This window comes from Ruegeria sp. C6, from assembly GCF_056537625.1.
Genome location: NZ_JBQFRW010000002.1, coordinates 251,596 through 271,291, shown reverse-complemented (window position 1 = coordinate 271,291; position 19,696 = coordinate 251,596). Strand labels below are relative to the sequence as shown.

Below are 19,696 nucleotides of genomic sequence, written 5' to 3'. Positions count from 1 at the left end.
AAGTTTCCAAACCGCTTGGCTGCCAATTGCCATGTGCCGCCCAAACAAAACCGTCAGGACTTTCCCATGAATTTCAAACAACGCATGCTTTCTGGCGAGCCTCTCGTCGGAACGTTTCTCAAGACACCAGCCCATGAACTGGTCGAGATAATTGCCAAGTCAAAACTGGACTTCTTGTGCCTGGATGCGGAACACGCACCCTTTGACCGGGGTCGGTTGGATGTTTGCCTCGCCGTCGCCCGGGCTCTGGGGTTGCCGACGTTGGTGCGGGTGCCGACTGGGTCGGCGGACGAGATTCTCAAGGCGCTCGACAGTGGCGCGACAGGTATTGTTGTGCCGCATGTCGACAGCGCCGAAAAGGCCCGTCGCATTGCGCGCGAGGGTCGTTTTGGCCATGGTGGCCGCGGCTATGCCGGATCAACCCGGTGGGCAGGGTTTGCGACCCGATCTATGGCTGATGTCCTCAAGCAAAGCGAAGAAGAGACAATTATCATTGCCCAAATCGAAGAACCAGAAGGCGTCGCAGAAGTCGATGATATCGCCGCGACCGAGGGCATCGACGGGATTTTTGTAGGGCCTGCGGATCTTGCGGTGTGCTACGGCGTGACTGATCAGTCCGACCCACAGGTTCTTGATGCAATGCGACGCTCGGGTGATGCAGCCAAAGCACATGGCAAGACGCTGATGACCTTTGCAGCCAGCGCAGAAGCCGGACTCAAGCTGCGCGACTATGGGGTGACCATGATCTTCGTCGCTTCAGAACACGCCTTCATGCTTCGCGCTGCAAACGCGGAAGCGGAGAACTTCCATGGCACCGCGAGGACGTGAAACGCACAGGGCTTTTTAGTGGAAAGGGCCTTGGGGTCGAAATATCCGCGGGCTGGTAAATGCTGCGACGACAGTACTTTCTTTGCTAGAAATGCGATGCGCGATTGCGGATTATTCGCATTGTATAGTCTTAGATTTCCAGCGTGGCACTCTACCTAAGGGGGCCAAAATCTCATACCGCAAAACCAGTATTGCTAGGCTTATTGATTCAGAGTGGATCCTGTTAAACAGCATAAGGCCGGTGCGCCTTAGCGGCGACCGGCCTTCTCCAATCAGAAATGTGCCGAATTGGAATTTGCGGGCTTGGCGACCGGAGGTGCAAAGCGGGTCAGGTCGATCCCTTCGACAGCGGCCTTGTATTCCTCGATTTTCGGAGTTCGCCCGAGGATGGCAGACAGTACAACTACCGGTGTGGAAGCCAGAAGGGATTCACCTTTCTTATCTTCCGAGTCCTCGACAACACGCCCTTGGAACAAGCGGGTAGATGTCGCCAGAACAGTATCACCTTTCTCAGCCTTTTCCTGATTGCCCATGCAAAGGTTGCAGCCCGGACGCTCAAGATACAGCGTGTTTTCGTATTCGGTTCGCGCTGATGTCTTGGGGAAAAGATCGTCGAATTCGAAACCGGAATATTCCTGAAGAATGCTCCACTCACCTTCTTCCTTTAACTCATCAACGATGTTGTAGGTTGGCGCCGCGACGACCAGAGGGGCTTTGAATTCAATCTTGCCCTCCTTCTTCTCAAGGTTCTTAAGCATCTGCGATACGATGATCAGATCACCCTTGTGGACCATGCAAGACCCGACAAATCCCAGATCCACTTTCTTTTCCCCTTTGTAGTAGGAAACGGGCCGGATCGTATCGTGCGTATAACGCTTGGAGACATCCGCGTTGTTCACATCAGGGTCGGCGATCATGGGCTCGTTGATCTCGTCCAGATCAACGACCAGCTCGGCAAAATACTCGGCATTTTCATCCGGCCTCAGGGCTGGAACTGCGCCGGATCTGATCTCTGCAATGCGTGCGTCGGCTTTGTCGATCAGGCCTTGCAGGGTCCGCGCCTCATTCTCCATGCCCTTGTCGATCATGATCTGAATCCGACCTTTGGCGATTTCCAGTGACTCGATCAGGGTCTCGTCTTCGGAAATACAGATCGAGGCCTTCGCCTTCATCTCGGCCGTCCAGTCGGTGAAGGTAAAAGCCTGATCCGCCAGCAGGGTTCCGATATGAACTTCGATAATACGCCCCTGGAACACGTTATCGCCGAAAGCCTTCAGCATCTGAGCCTGTGTCGCGTGGACCACGTCGCGGAAATCCATGTGATCGGCCATTTTGCCTTTGAACGTCACCTTCACGGATTCCGGAATGGGCATGGTTGCTTCGCCCGTGGCCAGTGCCAAGGCAACGGTGCCTGAATCCGCCCCGAAAGCCACACCTTTGGACATGCGCGTGTGCGAGTCGCCCCCAATGATGATGGCGCGATCATCCACGGTGATATCGTTCAGAACCTTGTGGATCACGTCGGTCATCGAGTGATATTCACCCTTGGGATCGCGCCCTGTGATCAGGCCGAAATTGTTCATAAACGCCATCAGTTTGGGGATGTTGGCTTGCGCCTTCTTGTCCCAGACCGAGGCGGTGTGGCAACCGGACTGATACGCACCATCGACGGTTGGAGAAATCACGGTCGCCGCCATCGCCTCAAGCTCTTGCGAGGTCATCAGGCCAGTGGTGTCCTGCGATCCTACGATGTTGACCTTGACCCGTACGTCCGACCCGGCGTGCAAGACCGTGCCTTCCACTACTCCCAAAGCGTTGCGGTTAAAGATCTTTTCGACCGCGGTCAGGCCCTGTCCATCTCGGCTGATCTCTTTCGAAGGCGCAAATGCCGATTTCAGCTCGACTCCCAGTGTCTGTGCTGCAAATGTTTGCAACTTCTTGCCGAACACGATGGCGTAGGATCCGCCGGCCTTCATGAACTCCTGCTTTTGCGGAGTGAAGGACGAGGCAATATCAACAAGCTCTTTGGCGCCATCGGCGTCATAAAGCTTTTTGTCTTTCGTATTGATTGTGAGCACTGTCCCGGTTTCGACCGAGTACTTTTGCTCCAGGATGGGGCTGTCGTCATTGTTGAGGATCGGATTCCCCTCGGAATCGACTTTCTTGACCCAGTTTTTCAGGTCGATACCAATCCCGCCCGTCACACCAACGGTGGTCAGAAAGATCGGAGAGATACCGTTCGTGCCGGCCACGATCGGGGCAATGTTTACGAATGGCACATATGGGCTGGCCTGCTTGCCGGTCCAAAGCGCCACGTTGTTGACACCCGACATCCGGGACGAGCCAACGCCCATTGTCCCTTTCTCAGCAATCAGCATCACGCGTTTATCTGGGTGCTGGCGCTGTAATTCTTGAATCTCGTCTTGCGCTTGCTGCGAGATTAAGCACTTGCCATGCAGCTCCCGATCCGAGCGCGAGTGTGCCTGGTTGCCCGGCGACAGCAAGTCAGTCGAAATATCGCCCTCGGCAGCGATATACGTGACAACTTTGATCTCTTCCTCGATATCGGGCAGCTTGGTGAAGAACTCGGCCCGCGCATAGCTTTCAAGAATGTCGCGTGCGACCGGATTTCCGGCAGAAAACGCCTCCTTCAAACGATCCGTATCAGCCTCATATAGGAAGACCTGTGTTTTCAGCACTTCAGCCGCCTGCCCTGCGATCTCGGGATCACCACCCAAAGCCAGATCAAGAAGAACCTCAACCGAAGGACCGCCTTTCATGTGCAACAACAGTTCAAAGGCAAAGGGTACTGAAATTTCGTCAACCAGCGCTTCGCCCAGAATGATCTCTTTCAAAAAACGTGCCTTCTCGCCAGCGGCGCTGGTCGTGCCGGGCAGCGTATTATAGATGAAATAGTTTAGAGAATCCGCACGATGCGCATGATCGACGTCCTTGATCTGCGTAACAAGCTCTTTGACAAGCGCGCCGTCATCAATCGGTTTCGGATGCAGACCCTGCGCTTTGCGGGCTTCAATTTCGTCGAGGTAGTTGGTGTAAAGGCTCATGGCTCGTTCCGGTATATGTGGCTCGATTAGCAGGGGCTTAAAGACGTTATGAACGCCCGAGGATCCTAATTGTATGCGGCGGTATACTAAATGACCGGAACTTGCAAGCCTTGCACCTGTGGCGCGATGTCCCGTCTAAAAGCAACACTTCACAAAGGATTTTGTGCCAGCCAATGACTTTCGATAAGTCCGCTATGTCCTTATCTGAACCCTGTTCCCGGACGATATGCATATAGACCGCCGAGATAATGAATAGCCATAAGGCGTAAACCGCCCCTGCTTCGAATTGCGTCAGGCAGTTGCTCGGGTCAGATAATCCTGAACCATGTCGCCAAAACTCTGTTCAACCGCAAACTCAAAACCAGCCTCGTAGCGCATCACAAGTGCTTTTAGGCCAAACAACTCGGAATAGGTAACTGCGTCTTCATCAAAAGCAGTGACATGCAGATCAAGCGGGCAGGCAATAGCCATCACTTCAGCGGCTTGGGGTCCGGCGACACTAAAGAAGGTAAGGGTGTCCGATATCCGCACTATACTGATGTCCGCAGGGCAATCCGTTGGTTTGAGCTGTGTTTCCAGTGCCTCTTCCAGTTCCAGCGAAGCACGTACAATCCAGTGATTGCGTCCAATGTGATATACCTCAAACGCTTCCTGCATCGCCCTTGTGTTCGGGCGGCTTGGCAGAGAAAATTCGGCCCAATTTTGAACGACCTCGGGATCCCCTTTGAGGTCAAACAGCGCATTCAGGGTTTGGCGTTCGATCTTGACGTCGTAGCTCATCTCAGGACCTCAGGCGCTGACCCTCGGGGTCATGGAATACAGGCTTTGTGATGGTCACCGGGATCACCTCGTCTTTCAGCCGAACATGCGCGGTTTGCCCGTGTCGCTCCTGCCCGTTCTTCAGCAACGCCAGGCCAACCCAGCGATTGTTGACGACGCTCCAGACGCAGGCGGTAACCAATCCTTCGGTCGCTTCTTTGCGACCTTCAGGGGTTAGTGGCGCGCCTTCGGGCACTTGCTTGTCAGGGTCTTCGGGCAAGATGCCGACCAATTCCCGGCGTTCCCCTACCGCTTCACGGCGCAAGTGGACCGAGCGCTTGCCTAGGTAGTCGGGCTTTTTCTTCGACATTGCCCAACCCATGCCCAGGTCATAGGCGTCCACGGTACCGTCGACCTCGTGCCCCAGCGAAAGAAAGCCTTTTTCCACACGCAAGACATGGCTGGATTCCGATCCTACAGGCAGGATACCAAGGGGTGCACCAGCCTCCATCACCTTGTCCCACAAGGCGGCTATGTGGCGTGGGGCAACGTTGACCTCATAGGATAGCTCACCGGTGAAGCTGACGCGCACAACCCGCGCAGGGAACCCCGCAACCGTACCGTCCCGGAACGACATGAAGGGGAATGCCTCGGGCGACAGATCGATATCCGTACACAGCGCGAGCATGACATCGCGCGCGCGGGGTCCACAAATGGTGGCGTTGTTCCACTGGCTTGTCACAGTTGTGATCATGACTTGCCAGTCAGGAAACTCGGTCTGAAGCAGCTTTTCCATGTGCTGGTTGACGGCGTCTGCATGGCCCGTTGAGGTCGAGATCATCCAGCGGTGCTGATCCAGCCGAAAGGCCACCCCGTCATCTATGATCAGACCGTCATCCGACAACATAAGACCATAGCGACCATCGCCGGGCTTCAGGCTGGACATGATGTTCGAATACAGAAAATCCAGAAAGCGCGGAGCATCGCGCCCTTTAAGCTCGAACGTGCCGAGCGGCGAACCGTCGTATACGCCAACGCCTTCACGCACCGCGCGGCATTCCCGGTTCACCGCCTCTTGCAGGCCCTCACCTAGTTTGGGGAAAAACCCCGGACGACGCCATCGGGCACCAGCCTCATACATCACTGCGCCATAATCCTTGTTCCATTGGGTCACCGGCGTGTGCCGGTAGGGGAACAACACCGAGTCCTCACGCAGCCCCCCAATCGCACCGAATGAGACCGGCGTGTAGGGAGAGCGGAATGTCGTCGTGCCAACATCTTGCAATGGAACGCCCTTTTGCAAAGCAACGGTGCCAATAATGTTGATATTGCCCGTCTTGCCCTGATCTACGCCCATCCCGCCAGTGGTGTAGCGTTTGACATGTTCCACGTTGTCATATCCTTCACGCAGCGCCAGATGCACATCGCTGACCGCAACATCGTTCTGAATATCCAGGAATGCCTTTCCGCGTTGCCCTGGCACATCTACGCGCCATAGCGGTTCAATCGAATAAGGCAGCTCTGAACCGTCATCGATGATCCGATCCAGTGTGAGATCCCCCGCCGCCGCGCCGACGGCCCGACAGGATTGAATCGGTTGATCGGGCAAAAACGCAGCGAGTTCTTCATCAAACCGAAGTGTGCTGCGGGACTGAGACCACAGGTGCACCGTCGGATTCCAACCGCCGGAATGAGCCAGCAAGTCGCAGTCGATCCAGGTGCCTGCGCCCCCGGACTTGGGAACGGCCTTGACAGCACGGATGCTTTTGTACCCTCGGATATCGGCGGCTACTGTTCCGGCATGGACGGTTATCCCCGACACCAGATCAAGAGCTTCCCTTGGAACCGTGTCGCGGCTATCGAGGATCGCGTTAACCGTTACCTCAGCTGCGACCAGATCGGCGGCCACTGCGTAAGCGCTGTTGTTGTTGGTGAACAGAACCACACTCTGACCGGGTGTCACGCCCCAACGATTGACATAGGCCTGCACGGATGAGGCCAACATGACGCCCGGCCTGTCATTATTGGCAAACACCATCGACCGTTCCGTAGCCCCGGTGGCGATCACCACCTCAGCAACACGGACCCGCCAGTTGCGTTCTAGAATGCTGGCCTGATCCGGCTCGCGTTCATTGACGATCAGTAGGTTGTGTTCGCGATAGGCCCATACGGTCGCGTTCTGAAGATGGGTGACGTTTGCCATTTGGCTTAGTTCTTCAACCGCTTCGCCCACCCAATCCATCGCCGGACGCCCGCCAATGGTCAGGGTGCGGTTCAGGAGGCTGCCGCCCGCTTCGGTTCCCTCGTCTGCGAGGAAGACACGCTTGCCCGCCCGACCAGCCTCAAGTGCAGCTTGCAGGCCGGCGGGACCTGCACCTGCAATCAAGACATCTGCATGAGCGTAGCGCGCTTCGAAATGCCCCGATGAAGGCGGATGAGCCGGCGCTGCTGCCAGCCCCGCCGCCTTGCGGATGTATGGTTCAAACAGATGCCAGTTAGGCCATTTGAAAGTTTTGTAGTAGAAGCCCGCAGGAATAAAACGGCCAATCAATTGATTGATCCCGCCCAGATCAAACTCGGGCGATGGCCAGCAATTGACCGAGCGTGCATTCAGCCCTTCGCGCAATGGAACCGTGGTCGCTGGACGGTTGCCCGAGGCGTCCTCGCCTTCCAGCTCCACAAGCGTTCCTGGCTCTTCGGGACCGTGTCCGACAATGCCGCGTGGGCGGTGGTACTTGAAACTACGGGCTGTTACTCGCACCCCGTTTGCCAGCAAGGCCGAGGCCAGAGTGTCCCCTTCGAACCCTTCGTAAGTTTTCCCATTGAACTGGAACGTCAGAGGGCGGCTTCGATCAACACGACCACCCACTGCGCGGCGATTAATCTGAGCCATCGGGCACCTCCACAATGTCATGTGTCACGGTATCCCGCCAGATTGTCAGCCACTCGCCGCAGCCCCGTGCGTGCCACCACCGCTCTTGCACAGGCCCCATCGGGTTGGGCGTTATGGTCAGGTATTCGACCCAATCAGCATCGCTGACGGCGTTGGTATCGGGTCGAGCTGCTCCGACCGGGCCGCCATAGACGAACTCGCTTTCATTGCGCTTGCCACAGAATGGGCAGGGGATGAGCATCATGATCCTGTCCCTTCCTATCTCGCCGTTGTGGTGCCAGCTTCCATCACAAATTCCAGATGGCGGAAGCGGTCCAAAGTGAACGAGGCCATCAGCGGATGCGGCTCGCCTTTGGCGACCAGATGCGCAAGCGTCAGTCCGCCCGCAGGAATGGCTTTGTATCCGCCCCACCAGCCAGCGGTCACGAACAGCCCCGGTACCTCAGTCTGATCCATGATGGGCGAGGCATCATGGGCAATATCAAGATGCCCACCCCATTGGCGCATTAGTTTGAGTTTCTTGAAGCTCGGGAAAAGCGATAGCATCGCGGTCACAGTGTCTTCGAACACATGTTGCTTGATGTCGCGACGAAAGCTTTGCCCCATATCAGGAGCGCCGCCGATCACCATCTCGCCCTTGTCAGACTGGCTGAAATAGAACCCACTGTCCGGGCAATTTACGATGACATCCACCAAGGGCTTCACAGGCTCGGACACAAAGGCCGTCAGGTTCATCGTGCGCAATGGCAGCTTGAGCCCCGCTGTCTCGGTCAACGTCGTGGTATGGCCCGATACGGCCACCACAACCTTTTTTGCCCGCACGGTGCCGCGATTGGTCTCGACACCTTCGATGCGCCCATCAGCGCCACGGATCAATGCTTGCACGGCGGTCTGTTGGTGCATCTCCACCCCCATCGCATCCGCCGCGCGGGCATAGCCCCAGGCCACCGCATCATGACGGTTTACACCTGCGTCCGTGTGGACCATTCCGCAGATGATCGGCAGGCGCGCATCTGGCCCACCGCCTGTCAGCGCAGGTATGCGTTTGCGCAATTCTTCTGCGGTGATTTGTTCATATGTCGAGCCATAGATTTCCATGACCAATTGCCGACGCCGCAACTCTCGCAGTTTGGGCCAGGTCTGCACCACATCCACCATGGTGCGCTTGGAATGCATCATGTTGAAGTTCAACTCATGCGTCAGCCCTTCGTACATCTCGACGGATTTGACGTAGAACGGGATCGACTCGTCACGCATGTAATTTGACCGGATCGTAACCGTGTTGCGCGCTATGTTTCCGCCACCCAACCAGCCCCGTTCCAGCACGGCGACGTCGGTTATGCCAAACTCTTTGGCCAGATAGTAAGCCGTGGCCAGCCCGTGACCCCCTGCCCCGATCACCGCCACCTCGTACCGGTCTTTGAGCGGCGGGCTCCGCCAGGCTCGGGACCAGTTCTTATGACCAGAAATCGCGTTACGGGCGAGTGAAAATGCCGAATATTTTTGCATAGCAAGCATAATATTTATCAGAAAAAATATATCGTCAATAAATATATTTACCATTGCGCAAAAACTGCTTGGGCAATCAAAGGTCGTGGGCTACCATGGCGCATGACCTTCAAAATTGAACAGTTTCATCGGAATCTTGCTGGCAAATGGTCGGCCCGATCCCGCTGGCCCTGCTTTATCATAAACTGCCGCAGTTCACCCTCTCTCTGACTCCATGCAGACCGTGGCGCTTTGCGCCTGAATTCAAACCCGCCGGGAAATGAGGCGGATGCTATGGATGGAAGAACTATGATAAACACACCGGATACAGATACTGTTCAGCAAACGTATGCGCGCGACGGCGTCGTTTTATTGAGAAACATCCTCAGGGACGATTGGTTAAATAAGTTGCGTGATGCCGTGGACGAAGAGGTCAAAAAGGGTGACCGGTATTTTGCCTATAAAAATATGCGTGAAAAACCGGGTATCTTTCAGGACTATTGTCTGAACTCAGATATTGGAAAGCGCGTGGCCGAGGTGGCGGGCAGCCCCTGGACTTCGTTGATCTATGACCAAATTTTCGTGAAAGAACCTGGCACACGCACCCAGACCGGCTGGCATACAGATCAGCCCTATTGGCCTGTGGCCGGTCCCATCATGACAATGTGGATCGCACTTGATCCTGTCGACCCAGACAATGGAGCGCTGGAATTTGTCCGTGGCTCGCACGCTTGGGGCGCAAAATACCGGCCTTTCAAAACTGACCAGCTTGGCAAGTTTCTTCACTATCTGGAAGAGGATAACCCGGACTATATCGACATGCCCGATTTCGAGGCGGATCGCACTAAATATGACATATTCCACCATGAACAGATGGAACCTGGCGATGCACTGGCCTTCGATGGAATGACTGTGCATTCGGCGATGGGCAACCGAACCTCGACCCGTCGCAGGCGTGGATATGCGGTACGTTTTGCCGTTGAAGGTGCCACCTATGAACCGCGCGATAGCGTCACTGAATGGCTGCATGATGACGACCTGAAACCGGGTGCTCCCTTTGCCGGTGGGCGCTTCCCTGTCATCTATAGCAACACCTAAGATAAGGGGCCGGGAACTGGCCTCTGTTCAAGTTTCAGGCTTGCCGAATTGCACCCTCTGGCACAGCGGCCTCGGCCTCGATCGCTCGGTCGAGCACGCGTCGGTATGTTTTTGCCCCGGCATCCAAACCCAGATCAATATGCGGTGTCTGAGCATTTTTCATGCCCTTGTGCACTTTTTCCAGCACATCTTTGTCTTCAAGAAACGCCATCCGGGCACCGTCATTCATGAACTTTGAAACCTCGGCATTGTCCGGATCAGAGTTGCGATGCTGGAACCAGAAATACCTGGTCTGATCCTCGTTGATTGGCGTCATGAAGTTGTAAGAGATGTTGATGAATGTCTCATCGACAGGATCTTTGTCATATCCACCCGTGCCAACCGGAGTATAGATGGACTTATTCAGCCCGATTGCGGGCATGCACATTTCGTAATGCTGCAAGCGGTCGCAATCGCCGTCGAACGAGACCAGTTTGGCATAGTAAGGCGATGGTGGTTTGTTTTCGATCCAGCGCGAGACAATCACGCCGCGATCTGTCTTTTTGACGTCCAGAGGCTCTTCATCCGTTCCCGCGCCGGCGAATGACGAGACATGTACCCAGGCCACGTGGCTGGGATCAAGCAGGTTGTCGCAAACCCAAAGATAATGGCAATCGATATCCATCACCCCGCCATCGGTCAGGCCCCAGCTCGTGTCATCAAAGTTTTCGATTGGGAAAATCAGGTCCGGATCAGCCAGTTCAGGATCGCCCATCCAGATCCAGAGCAGGCGATAGCGGTCGACAACTGGATAAGACTTCACCACCGCGCGCCGAGGCGTCATCCCCCGCTGCGTTGGGCTGTCAGTACATTTGCCCGAACAATCGAATGTCAGCCCGTGGTAGCCGCATTCGACCAGATCCCCTTTCAGATTGCCATCGGATAGCGGGAGCTTGCGATGCGGGCAGGCATTCTCAAGCGCAACGGGCGTCCCATCCTGCTGACGATAGAGCACAATGTTCTCACCCAGATATGTCTCAGCCTTCAGTTCACGCCCGATATCCTTGCTCCAGGCGGCAACATACCAGCAATTTCTGAGGTACATGGTTTGCTCTCCAATTTGATCAGTTGGCTTAGCGCCATTATGGCAGCGTCAGTGCAATACACCATTCCGGATTTGTAATGATACATATAAGGCAAGCTAATTCGGCAGCATTACCTACGGGGGCAGATCGGGCTGCGAAGCAACTTCAGCCTTGATCCAGTTCAGGAACTCGCTGACTTTTTGGCTGTCTTTGCTATCAGGGCGCCGGACGAGCCAATAGGAAAGTGGCGATTGGGTCAGTTGCTGAAACGGTCGCACCAGACGGCCATCGCACAAGGCATCAATCACCAGCGGTTCGCGCCCAAGCGCCACCCCCAGCCCCTCAATCGCTGCCTGTATGACCATGTTTGATTGGCCCAATCGGCGCGTGCGCACTCCAGACGGCAATGTCAGATTGGTTTGCCGCGCCCAGAACTCCCATGTTGGGCTGGACGTACCATGGTGCAGATTTTCATCTACGAGCAGTGTGTGCTGTGACAAATCTTCAATGCGCTTCAATTCAGGCAACAGCGCGGGCGCGCAGACGGGAAACAGCCTTTCCCGCATAAGCAAATCCACTTCAAACCCGGGATATTCACCAAGACCATATCGAATGCCGATATCGGAATCTGCGCCGGAAAACGGATAGTATCCCGTATCCGTCGCGATCGAAATAGACAGGTCCGGGTGGGCCAAATCAAAGTGCAGAAGCCTTGGAAACAGCCAGTTGAATGCAAACCCCGGCAAGCATGAAATCACGATGGTCCGGTCCGCACGCGTTCGATCGCGAAGTTGCGCACACACATCTGAAATGCGGCCCAGCCCATCCGAGATTGCCTGCGCCAATTGCTCACCTTCGCGGGTAGGTCGCGATTGCCGCGCACCGCGCACCAGCAAATCCCGCCCAAGCCATTCCTCAAGCGATCTGACGTGCTGGCTGACGGCACTTTGGCTGACCCCCAGTTCCTCGGCGGCGGGTGAAAAGCCGGAATGGCGTACAACTGCCTCAAAGGCTCGCAGCGCGGAGTATGGCAGATTCAAGATCATATTAGTCATCCTAATGTCAGCCATTATCACTTTCAAATGGATTGCCGGCGGCCTTAGGCCGTAAGTTGATAATGTCAAGTAATCAGGAGATGTCGATGTCCGACATGACGCCAGAGCGGGGCGCTTACAATCTGCTGGTCAATTGCGCCCGCGCGGCGGCGGGTGAAAGGCTGCTGATTGCCTATGAACCTGCAGAGTTTGGATATTTCGACGCCGACAGCGTGAATGTTGTCAGTCAGGCGGCCTGTCAACTTGGGCTGGGGGTCGACACGGTTGATGTGGGCTTCAATCCGGGCAATCCGCAATTATCGCCTGATCTGCTTGCCCGGTTCGAAGCGGCAGACATCATTCTATTTCTGGCCCGTCTTGGGGATCAGTTGCGGTTCTCGGACATGCCGCAGGGTAAGAAAGTCATCGTTAGCTTCGCTTTAACCAAAGAAATGCTGGGATCTGGTTTCTCCAACGGCCACCACGATGCGTTCATGGAGCTTAAGGCCGATATCAACGCGGTCTTGGACGCGGCCAGCGAGGTGCGGATCACTTGCCCGTTGGGCACTGATGTAAGCGGTCGGCCGGTGATGAACCTGCAAGCCTCGGGCGACACCTCGATCCTGCGCTTTCCGATGTCAGTCTTTACCCCGGTTCCTGCCCACAGTTTCTCGGGCCGTGTGGCCATCAGTTTTCTGACGGGAACGGGGTCGAAGTATTACGATGACTACACCATCGAATTCGACCGCCCCGTCTTTGCGATGATGGAGAATGGGCGGCTGCAGCGTTTTGACGGCGATCCCGCCAACGCCGCACGGGCCGAGGCGCATTATGACCGGGTAGCCAATCAGTTGGGAATTGATCGCAATTTCGTGCACTCTTGGCATGCAGGTATCCATCCGGGCTGCGGCTACCCCTGGGATATGCGCGAAAACTATGAACGCTGGGGCGGCTCCGCTTTCGGAAATCCACGCATCCTGCATTTCCACACCTGCGGGGCGTACGCGCCCGGAGAAATCAGCTGGAACGTTATTGATCCTTCCATCGAAATCGATGGCGTAACTTATTGGGACCGCGGTACATTCCATGCCGAACGGCTGCCTTGCGGTCAATCAATCCTGGATCGGCACCCCTGCGCGGCCGCCCTGTTCGCCCATCCCGATCCGGATATCGGTCTGCGTGCAGTTGGCTGATCAATAGCGGCTTGATCGAATCACGAGCTGTGGAAATACTCTTAGATAATAGGGTCTGTTCGAGTTGGCCCTATGGTGCGGAGCACTCCCGTCTCCGGTGCCGGAATATGCGCAGAGGGCAAGACCCCCGCTCCGGCAAAATCATGGAAATCACATGTCAAAAGCTATTGTTACGCCGCTGACTCAGGCTCTGGCCGAAGGAAAACTGACGCGCGAAGAACTCAAGGGATTCATGCAACGCTCGAACGCGCACGGGTTACGTCATCTTGCAATGTGGATTTTAGTGCTGGCCTGCACGACAACATTGATCACCCTAGCCTGGAACAGTTGGCTGATTTGGCCCGCGATGTTTCTGCAAGGGGTCGTCTTGGTGCATCATTTCTCACTTCAGCATGAGTGTGTGCACTATACCGTGTTTCGCACCCGGTGGTTGAATGATCTGGTTGGTCAGATTTGCGGGCTGATCATCATTCTGCCGCATCGGTTCTTCCGATACGAACATTGTGATCATCACACGTATACGCAACTGAACGGAGAGGATCCCGAACTAATCCCGCTGCCCAAATCCCTTGGCGAGTACTTTCTGTACCTGTCTGCCCTGCCTTATTGGCGCGGTAAGTTCACTGAGCTGTTCCGACATGCCTTTGGGAAGCTCAGCAAGGCCGAGTTGAGTTTCATTCCCAAAGAGGAGCATCAGTCGGTCTATTGGGACGCGCGCCGCATGCTGGCCATTTACGCTTTGATCTTTCTGGCTATGGCCTTCACCGGATGGTGGGGATTGATCTGGTATTGGATCATACCCCTGTTTCTGGGTGAGCCGGTGATGCGATTCATACGAATGACCGAGCATGTCGGACGTCCCACCGTGGCGCAGATGTCAGAAAACACGCGCACCAATCTGGTGTCAAAGCCGATGTCATTTTTATGCTGGAATATGAACTATCATGCCGAACATCACTATGTCGCCTCAGTTCCCTTCCACGCTCTGCCCCGTCTGCATGAGAAGTTAAAGGATCATATCTTCGTCGAGAAAGGTGGATATCTGGCTGCGCATCGCGACATTCTACGGCAGATCATGCAACGCAAAGCCGAGGCCTGAGAGATGGTGGCAGACAAATCTTGGCGCGATGTGATCGAGGCATCGAAACTGGAAGAAAACTGGGTCACGCGGGTTCAGATCGGACCCAGATTGATTGCGGTATATGACACGCCCAGCGGTGTCTATGCCTCGCTGGCATTGTGCAACCATGGCGGGGCTGATCTGTGTGACGGCTATTTTGATGGGCATGTTATCGAATGCCCATTGCACCAGGGCGCATTCGATGTGCGTGATGGCAAGCCCGTTTCGGCGCCTGCGACCCGAGCAATGCGGGTTTTTGATACACGGATTCAGGATGGAATGGTTCAGGTCCGAATGTGACCTGAACCTAGCGCTTGTCAGATCGTTTCTCTAGCCGCGCAAAGATGCGGCTGAGGCCGAAGCAGACGACAAAATAGAATGCAGCCGTTGTGATCCATGCCTCAAAGATCATCCGGGACGAAGCGACCAGTTCGACGGTCTTGTAGGTCAGTTCCTGAACCGAGATCAGCGACAGGATCGAGCTGTCCTTGATTAATGAGATGAACTGATTGGCCAGCGGCGGCACGACCTTTTTCATCGCCTGCGGCAGCACGACATAGCGAAGCTCTTGCAAACGGCTCATCCCGATCGAGCGTGCAGCTTCACGCTGACCTTTGGGGATCGATTGAATACCGGCACGGACAATTTCGCCGACAAATGCGCTTTCAAACAGCGCCAGAACGATGACACCTGAGACAAGCGACGGAAAGCGCCGCATCTCACCAAAGAAAAATGTCCAGATCTGGTTGTCTTCCTGCCGCGCAATTCCACGCGCCCAGCGTTCAAGGTTTAGTGCGTCGATCAGTTGCTGCGACAGGAAGAAAAAGAAAATAAAGACAACAACAACCGGTGGCACATTACGCAGAAATTCAAGATAAGTGCGTGCCAGCATGCGTATGGTCAGGTTCGCAGAACAGCGCGCGATCCCCAGAATCGTACCCAGAATGAGCGCCAAAATGCCGGAATAAATGCTGATACGAACCGTCGCCACCAAGCCTTGCAGCAATAGATTGGCAAAATACTCTTCTCGCCCAGTATGCCAGCCGACGATGTAGCTGGGGATCAATTCCCACCGCCACTTATAGTTCAGCGTGCCTTCGATCGACAGCCAGATATATCCGAAGAAGGCGATCAATACCGCCACGATCAGATAATCCGGCCATCTGAGTTTTCTAAGAAATTCAGGCACCTGGGCGCTCCGCTTCAGGCCCGAGGGCGGCTGATCCGCCCCCGGCCAATTGGTTATTGGGCAACCTGGTCTGCCCACTCTTCAGTTGCGAACCAATAGTTGTGACGCTCTTCCAACCAACCCGACCGCCAGTTCTGAGCGATCCAATTGTTGAAAAAGTTCATGGCATCCGGATCGCCCTTGCGTACTCCGAACGCTTCGCCACGCGGATCATAGAGGTTATCGAACGGAACGGTCAGAGTTTCCGGATGGCGACCGGCCTCGCGGTTCGGCGTAGGTTGAGCCGCCATCGAAGCATGCGCGTTTCCGTTTAGCACTTCTTGCGTTGATGCACCGTCTTCATCAAACAACAGCAGCGTCGCGTTGGGGAAGTTTTCCGCGATCACCGTAGCTGGTGTCGCCCCGCGACGAGCGGCAAAGGTGACCTCAGGTTTATTGAAATCTTCCAAAGACATACCATCGGTCAACTGTTTGTTAGCCATAATAGCCAGGCCCGAATACGCGTAAGGATCGGTGAAGTTGATCGTCAAGTTTCGCTGCGCAGTCACCGACATGCCCGAGATGATCACGTCGAAATTGCCGGATACAAGCGCCGGGATGATGCCATCCCAGGCGGTCGGTACAAACTCGACCTCTACGCCCATGTCCTCGGCCAGCTTGCGACCGACATCCAGTTCGAACCCGATCAGATCACCATTCTTGTCGCGCATCGACCACGGCACGAACAGCGACAGACCAATCCGGATCACTCCATCCTGTTTGATCGTTTCAATCACACTTTCGCGGGACAGTTCCTGAGTCGCACTTTGCGCCCAGCCTGAGGTCGCCATGCCTGTTGCCACGACCGCGCCCAGGGCCGCCCCGAGCATTCTGCGAGATAGCTTCATCTTGGTTCTCCTTGTTGTCCGGTTAAGTTCTTGTGGTTATTGGTCGACGGCATATTTCTTCTCCAGATAGCTAACGCCAATCGACAGGATCAGGGTCACCACCAGATAGACCAGCGCGATAGTGAACCAGATTTCAAAACTCATATACGTGTCGGATATAATGTTGCGCCCGAAGGTGGTGAGTTCGGCCACGGCAATGACGCTGACAATAGCCGAGGATTTGATCAGGTGGACGACCTCGCCCGTCATGGGCGGTAGCATAAAGCGAACAGATTGCGGCAGAATTATATATCTGTAGGTCTGATAGGGGGTCATACCGATAGACTTGGCCGCCTCCCACTGACCAGATGGGATGGCGTTGATCCCCGCCCGTAGGATTTCTGAAATCAAGGCTGAATGAAACACCGCCAAAGTCAGGATGCTGGCGGTATATCGATCAAATCCAAAGATAGGACCCAGGACATAATAGAACAGGTAAAGCAGAACCAGCAGAGGGATATTGCGGATCAGTTCAAGGTAGGCAACCGCGACAGCAGTGCCAACTACCAAGCCGGACAAGCGCAGTAACGCCACTAGCAACCCGATAGCTGTGGCCAGCAGAAACGAGGTAACTGACAGCTTGATCGTGGCAACCAGTCCGATGGGGATTTCGCCCCACTCGAACCCAATCTCGGTGTTGCGGTACAGGAATTGGGGCACGCGATACCACTGCCAATTATAGCCCATACCCTGCGCGCCAACATATGACCCGTAGGCGATCAACCCGACAATAACCGCATAGATCACGACGGACACTAACACCGAGCCAAAGAACCGCTTGTATAGTGGCGGCTTCGGCAGCGCTTGCCCGCGTCCCTGTGATATGCCCAGATCGGTCACGTTAGTGTTCCAATATCTGGTTCAGGAATAGACGGCAGCGCTCGCTTGACGGGTTGGTGAAGAACTGATCGGGCGGCGAGATTTCAACGATCTGCCCCGCCTCCATAAAGACCATCGTGTCGGCGACCTTGCGCGCAAACCCCATCTCATGCGTGACAACCACCATGGTCATGCCCGTATCGGCCAGTTCAACCATCACATCCAGCACCTCATTGATCATTTCGGGATCAAGCGCGGATGTCGGTTCATCAAACAGCATGATCCGTGTTTCCATGCATAAGGACCGCGCGATCGCGACGCGCTGTTGCTGCCCCCCCGACAATTGCGCCGGGTACTTGTCGGCCTGCTCGGGGATGTGAACGCGATCAAGATAGTTGCGCGCGGTTTCCTCGGCCTGCGCCTTGGATAGCTTGCGCACCTTCATCGGTCCGATCATCAGGTTTTCAAGCACAGTCAGGTGCGGAAACAGGTTGAACTGCTGGAAGACCATGCCGACTTCCTGTCGCAGTTCACGGATTTCCTTGGCACCTTCATAGACTTCGATCCCATCGATCACGAGACGCCCGGAATTATGCCACTCTAACCCGTTGAAACAGCGGATCAGCGTGGATTTTCCTGATCCGGACGGGCCGCAGATTACCACCTTCTCGCCCTGATGAACGGTCAGATCGATGTTCTTGAGCGCATGGAAAGTCCCATAGAACTTATCCAGATTGGTCACTTCGATCATGGGGGAGAGCTGTGTCATGCCGAACCTGTCAAGATGCGGATCAGCTGGCGTCGCTGATCTATGACGCTGTGGTAGTGCGATCGCAACATGAGGTCATGCACGCATGCGCACGAAGTCATTCGCGGCGATTCAGGCAGAGTGGAGAGATCTGGCAAAGCTTCAGAATCCTCAAATTCGTTGCGCGCTGTTCAATATGGTTGCTTAATGTGCAATATTCGTCAATAAAAAACTCAGCCGAACGGCACACGCCGCGAAAATAGAAACAGAAAACGCGAGAGGAAACGTAAATGTCCGCCTGGATTCGGATGATATCTGACGAAGATGCCGACGAGCACCTGAGAGCGACTCTGGATCTGGCGCGCACACCACACGGGACCGTGGACAACGTGATGCGCGTGCATTCACTGCGTCCCAACACCATGAAAGGTCACGTCATTCTGTATCGCGCGTGCCTGCATGATGAAGCCAATTCCATACCCATGTGGTTTCAGGAAGTCATCAGCTCTTACGTATCGACGTTGAACACCTGCCCCTATTCTTATGCCAACCATTGGGCAAACGCCCGACATCTGATCGGTGACGACGCACGCGCCGACGCAATCGAGGCCGCGTTAAAGGCCCATCGTCCGCAGGACGCATTTGAAGGTGCGCAGTTGGCCGCGCTGATCTATGCGCAAAAGCTGACCCTGTCGCCGGGTGCAATGGAGGAATCCGAAGTTCGCGCATTGAAAGATGCCGGCTGGGAAGACGGAGAGATTCTCGAGATCAACCAGATCGTCGGATATTTCAATTATGCCAACCGATTGCTGAATGGTCTGGGTGTCACAACGGAAGGGGACGTGGTGGGCTACTACGCCGAGGATTGACGGATTGAATCATGCACGATGACACGCCGGGAAGACAGATTGATCGCGCTATTGGTGCCTCGCTCAGGGAGCTGCGCCAAAGCCGCAAGCAATCCGCCCGTCGGTTGGCAGAACAGTCTGGTATCTCGGCTGCAATGGTCAGCCGTATCGAAAACGGGTTGGTCTCTCCGTCAATCGATACGCTGGCTGCACTTGCCGAAGCGTTAGAGGTACCAATCGTATCGCTGTTTCGCGAAGCACGGACAGACCACACCGACTATACGCTGGTTCGCCATGGCGAAGGGCTAAAGTCTACGCGACTGGCGGGCGGCCATTCGCACGAATACGTCAACCTTGCGCTGCATTCCCGGAAGGACCTGCGCTTTCAGGCCCGTCGTGTCACGTTGTTGCGCGACGAGGGGCAGCCACCCACTTATGTCGGCCATGGCGTCGTGTTTGTTCAGGTTCTCGAAGGGCAGGCCATCTATCGGTATGGCGAGGCCCGATTTACTCTTTCAGCAGGAGACAGCATCAGCGTCGATGCAGAGCTGAATCACGGCTTCGAAGAAGTCCTAACGCCAGAGTTCGTATTCCTGACCGTTCAGGCCGAACGTCCGTAGTGGC

18 protein-coding genes are annotated in these 19,696 nt (G+C 55.3%); 7 read left to right on the top strand and 11 right to left on the bottom strand.

Annotation, left to right across the window (positions count from 1 at the left end; genetic code table 11):
• The first annotated feature begins 66 nt into the window (after positions 1 to 66).
• On the top strand, positions 67 to 828 hold the full coding sequence (locus ACR0MJ_RS08900; protein WP_170611464.1) for an aldolase/citrate lyase family protein: 762 nt from the start codon (positions 67 to 69) through the stop codon (positions 826 to 828).
• A 272-nt stretch (positions 829 to 1,100) separates the two neighbouring features.
• Here ACR0MJ_RS08900 and ACR0MJ_RS08895 read toward each other — a convergent pair whose 3' ends face one another.
• From ACR0MJ_RS08895 to ACR0MJ_RS08875, 5 genes are all read right to left on the bottom strand, one after another.
• Positions 1,101 to 3,893 carry a bifunctional aconitate hydratase 2/2-methylisocitrate dehydratase gene (locus tag ACR0MJ_RS08895; protein ID WP_170393863.1) on the bottom strand — a complete coding sequence of 931 codons (2,793 nt, stop codon included), beginning with the start codon at positions 3,891 to 3,893 and terminating at the stop codon, positions 1,101 to 1,103.
• A gap of 291 nt (positions 3,894 to 4,184) precedes the next feature.
• Entirely contained in the window at positions 4,185 to 4,673 is a 489-nt protein-coding gene (locus tag ACR0MJ_RS08890) for a sarcosine oxidase subunit gamma (protein ID WP_480760662.1), read from the bottom strand.
• Between the two features lies 1 nt (position 4,674).
• Positions 4,675 to 7,545: a 2Fe-2S iron-sulfur cluster-binding protein gene (locus ACR0MJ_RS08885; RefSeq protein WP_480760660.1), complete on the bottom strand. Its 2,871-nt coding sequence runs from the start codon at positions 7,543 to 7,545 to the stop codon at positions 4,675 to 4,677.
• The gene (locus tag ACR0MJ_RS08880; RefSeq protein ID WP_170393857.1) at positions 7,532 to 7,789 is read right to left on the bottom strand and encodes a sarcosine oxidase subunit delta; all 258 of its coding nucleotides are present in this window, start codon (positions 7,787 to 7,789) and stop codon (positions 7,532 to 7,534) included. Before ACR0MJ_RS08880 ends, ACR0MJ_RS08885 begins: the two co-directional genes overlap by 14 nt.
• A gap of 14 nt (positions 7,790 to 7,803) precedes the next feature.
• Positions 7,804 to 9,063 carry an FAD-dependent oxidoreductase gene (locus ACR0MJ_RS08875; protein ID WP_480760658.1) on the bottom strand — a complete coding sequence of 420 codons (1,260 nt, stop codon included), beginning with the start codon at positions 9,061 to 9,063 and terminating at the stop codon, positions 7,804 to 7,806.
• A gap of 264 nt (positions 9,064 to 9,327) precedes the next feature.
• Here ACR0MJ_RS08875 and ACR0MJ_RS08870 point away from each other — a divergent pair, with 264 nt between their 5' ends.
• A complete protein-coding gene (locus ACR0MJ_RS08870; RefSeq protein WP_480459465.1) occupies positions 9,328 to 10,131 on the top strand; it encodes a phytanoyl-CoA dioxygenase family protein in 804 nt (267 codons plus the stop codon).
• 34 nt (positions 10,132 to 10,165) lie between these two features.
• Here the strand turns inward: ACR0MJ_RS08870 and ACR0MJ_RS08865 are convergent, their stop codons facing one another.
• A complete protein-coding gene (locus tag ACR0MJ_RS08865; protein ID WP_170422580.1) occupies positions 10,166 to 11,215 on the bottom strand; it encodes an aromatic ring-hydroxylating dioxygenase subunit alpha in 1,050 nt (349 codons plus the stop codon).
• Positions 11,216 to 11,329: 114 nt separating this feature from the next.
• Entirely contained in the window at positions 11,330 to 12,241 is a 912-nt protein-coding gene (locus ACR0MJ_RS08860; RefSeq protein WP_480760653.1) for a LysR substrate-binding domain-containing protein, read from the bottom strand.
• 95 nt (positions 12,242 to 12,336) lie between these two features.
• Between ACR0MJ_RS08860 and ACR0MJ_RS08855 the strand changes: the two genes are divergently transcribed.
• From ACR0MJ_RS08855 to ACR0MJ_RS08845, 3 genes are all read left to right on the top strand, one after another.
• Complete coding sequence (locus ACR0MJ_RS08855; RefSeq protein ID WP_480760650.1) at positions 12,337 to 13,422, top strand: hypothetical protein; 1,086 nt, start codon at positions 12,337 to 12,339, stop codon at positions 13,420 to 13,422.
• 154 nt (positions 13,423 to 13,576) lie between these two features.
• Positions 13,577 to 14,521: a fatty acid desaturase family protein gene (locus ACR0MJ_RS08850; protein WP_480760647.1), complete on the top strand. Its 945-nt coding sequence runs from the start codon at positions 13,577 to 13,579 to the stop codon at positions 14,519 to 14,521.
• A gap of 3 nt (positions 14,522 to 14,524) precedes the next feature.
• Entirely contained in the window at positions 14,525 to 14,842 is a 318-nt protein-coding gene (locus ACR0MJ_RS08845) for a non-heme iron oxygenase ferredoxin subunit (RefSeq protein ID WP_480751666.1), read from the top strand.
• Positions 14,843 to 14,849: 7 nt separating this feature from the next.
• On the opposite strand, the gene ACR0MJ_RS08840 is transcribed toward ACR0MJ_RS08845, so the two are convergent.
• From ACR0MJ_RS08840 to ACR0MJ_RS08825, 4 genes are read right to left on the bottom strand one after another with little or no spacing between them, the layout of a single operon-like run.
• Positions 14,850 to 15,731, bottom strand: a complete 882-nt coding sequence (locus tag ACR0MJ_RS08840; RefSeq protein WP_170562105.1) for an amino acid ABC transporter permease — start codon at positions 15,729 to 15,731, stop codon at positions 14,850 to 14,852.
• A 53-nt stretch (positions 15,732 to 15,784) separates the two neighbouring features.
• Positions 15,785 to 16,618, bottom strand: coding sequence for a transporter substrate-binding domain-containing protein (locus ACR0MJ_RS08835; RefSeq protein ID WP_170393843.1), 834 nt, complete (start codon positions 16,616 to 16,618; stop codon positions 15,785 to 15,787).
• A gap of 36 nt (positions 16,619 to 16,654) precedes the next feature.
• Positions 16,655 to 17,497 (bottom strand): amino acid ABC transporter permease, encoded by an 843-nt coding sequence (locus tag ACR0MJ_RS08830; RefSeq protein ID WP_170393841.1) that lies wholly within the window; start codon positions 17,495 to 17,497, stop codon positions 16,655 to 16,657.
• A 1-nt stretch (position 17,498) separates the two neighbouring features.
• Positions 17,499 to 18,245, bottom strand: a complete 747-nt coding sequence (locus ACR0MJ_RS08825) for an amino acid ABC transporter ATP-binding protein (RefSeq protein ID WP_304621969.1) — start codon at positions 18,243 to 18,245, stop codon at positions 17,499 to 17,501.
• Positions 18,246 to 18,514: 269 nt separating this feature from the next.
• Between ACR0MJ_RS08825 and ACR0MJ_RS08820 the strand changes: the two genes are divergently transcribed.
• A complete protein-coding gene (locus ACR0MJ_RS08820) occupies positions 18,515 to 19,093 on the top strand; it encodes a carboxymuconolactone decarboxylase family protein (protein ID WP_170393839.1) in 579 nt (192 codons plus the stop codon).
• Between the two features lie 11 nt (positions 19,094 to 19,104).
• Positions 19,105 to 19,692 carry a helix-turn-helix transcriptional regulator gene (locus ACR0MJ_RS08815; RefSeq protein ID WP_170393837.1) on the top strand — a complete coding sequence of 196 codons (588 nt, stop codon included), beginning with the start codon at positions 19,105 to 19,107 and terminating at the stop codon, positions 19,690 to 19,692.
• Positions 19,693 to 19,696 lie beyond the last annotated feature (4 nt).

Excerpts from the sequence above, each read along its gene's own strand:
- ACR0MJ_RS08880 (WP_170393857.1), bottom strand. The coding sequence starts at position 7,789 with ATGATGCTCATCCCCTGCCCATTCTGTGGCAAGCGCAATGAAAGCGAG.
- ACR0MJ_RS08855 (WP_480760650.1), top strand. The coding sequence starts at position 12,337 with ATGTCCGACATGACGCCAGAGCGGGGCGCTTACAATCTGCTGGTCAAT.
- ACR0MJ_RS08835 (WP_170393843.1), bottom strand. The coding sequence starts at position 16,618 with ATGAAGCTATCTCGCAGAATGCTCGGGGCGGCCCTGGGCGCGGTCGTG.
- ACR0MJ_RS08865 (WP_170422580.1), bottom strand. The coding sequence starts at position 11,215 with ATGTACCTCAGAAATTGCTGGTATGTTGCCGCCTGGAGCAAGGATATC.
- ACR0MJ_RS08885 (WP_480760660.1), bottom strand. The coding sequence starts at position 7,545 with ATGGCTCAGATTAATCGCCGCGCAGTGGGTGGTCGTGTTGATCGAAGC.
- ACR0MJ_RS08820 (WP_170393839.1), top strand. The coding sequence starts at position 18,515 with ATGTCCGCCTGGATTCGGATGATATCTGACGAAGATGCCGACGAGCAC.
- ACR0MJ_RS08890 (WP_480760662.1), bottom strand. The coding sequence starts at position 4,673 with ATGAGCTACGACGTCAAGATCGAACGCCAAACCCTGAATGCGCTGTTT.
- ACR0MJ_RS08870 (WP_480459465.1), top strand. The coding sequence starts at position 9,328 with ATGGATGGAAGAACTATGATAAACACACCGGATACAGATACTGTTCAG.
- ACR0MJ_RS08900 (WP_170611464.1), top strand. The coding sequence starts at position 67 with ATGAATTTCAAACAACGCATGCTTTCTGGCGAGCCTCTCGTCGGAACG.
- ACR0MJ_RS08860 (WP_480760653.1), bottom strand. The coding sequence starts at position 12,241 with ATGATCTTGAATCTGCCATACTCCGCGCTGCGAGCCTTTGAGGCAGTT.
- ACR0MJ_RS08850 (WP_480760647.1), top strand. The coding sequence starts at position 13,577 with ATGTCAAAAGCTATTGTTACGCCGCTGACTCAGGCTCTGGCCGAAGGA.
- ACR0MJ_RS08875 (WP_480760658.1), bottom strand. The coding sequence starts at position 9,063 with ATGCTTGCTATGCAAAAATATTCGGCATTTTCACTCGCCCGTAACGCG.
- ACR0MJ_RS08815 (WP_170393837.1), top strand. The coding sequence starts at position 19,105 with ATGCACGATGACACGCCGGGAAGACAGATTGATCGCGCTATTGGTGCC.
- ACR0MJ_RS08845 (WP_480751666.1), top strand. The coding sequence starts at position 14,525 with ATGGTGGCAGACAAATCTTGGCGCGATGTGATCGAGGCATCGAAACTG.
- ACR0MJ_RS08825 (WP_304621969.1), bottom strand. The coding sequence starts at position 18,245 with ATGACACAGCTCTCCCCCATGATCGAAGTGACCAATCTGGATAAGTTC.
- ACR0MJ_RS08895 (WP_170393863.1), bottom strand. The coding sequence starts at position 3,893 with ATGAGCCTTTACACCAACTACCTCGACGAAATTGAAGCCCGCAAAGCG.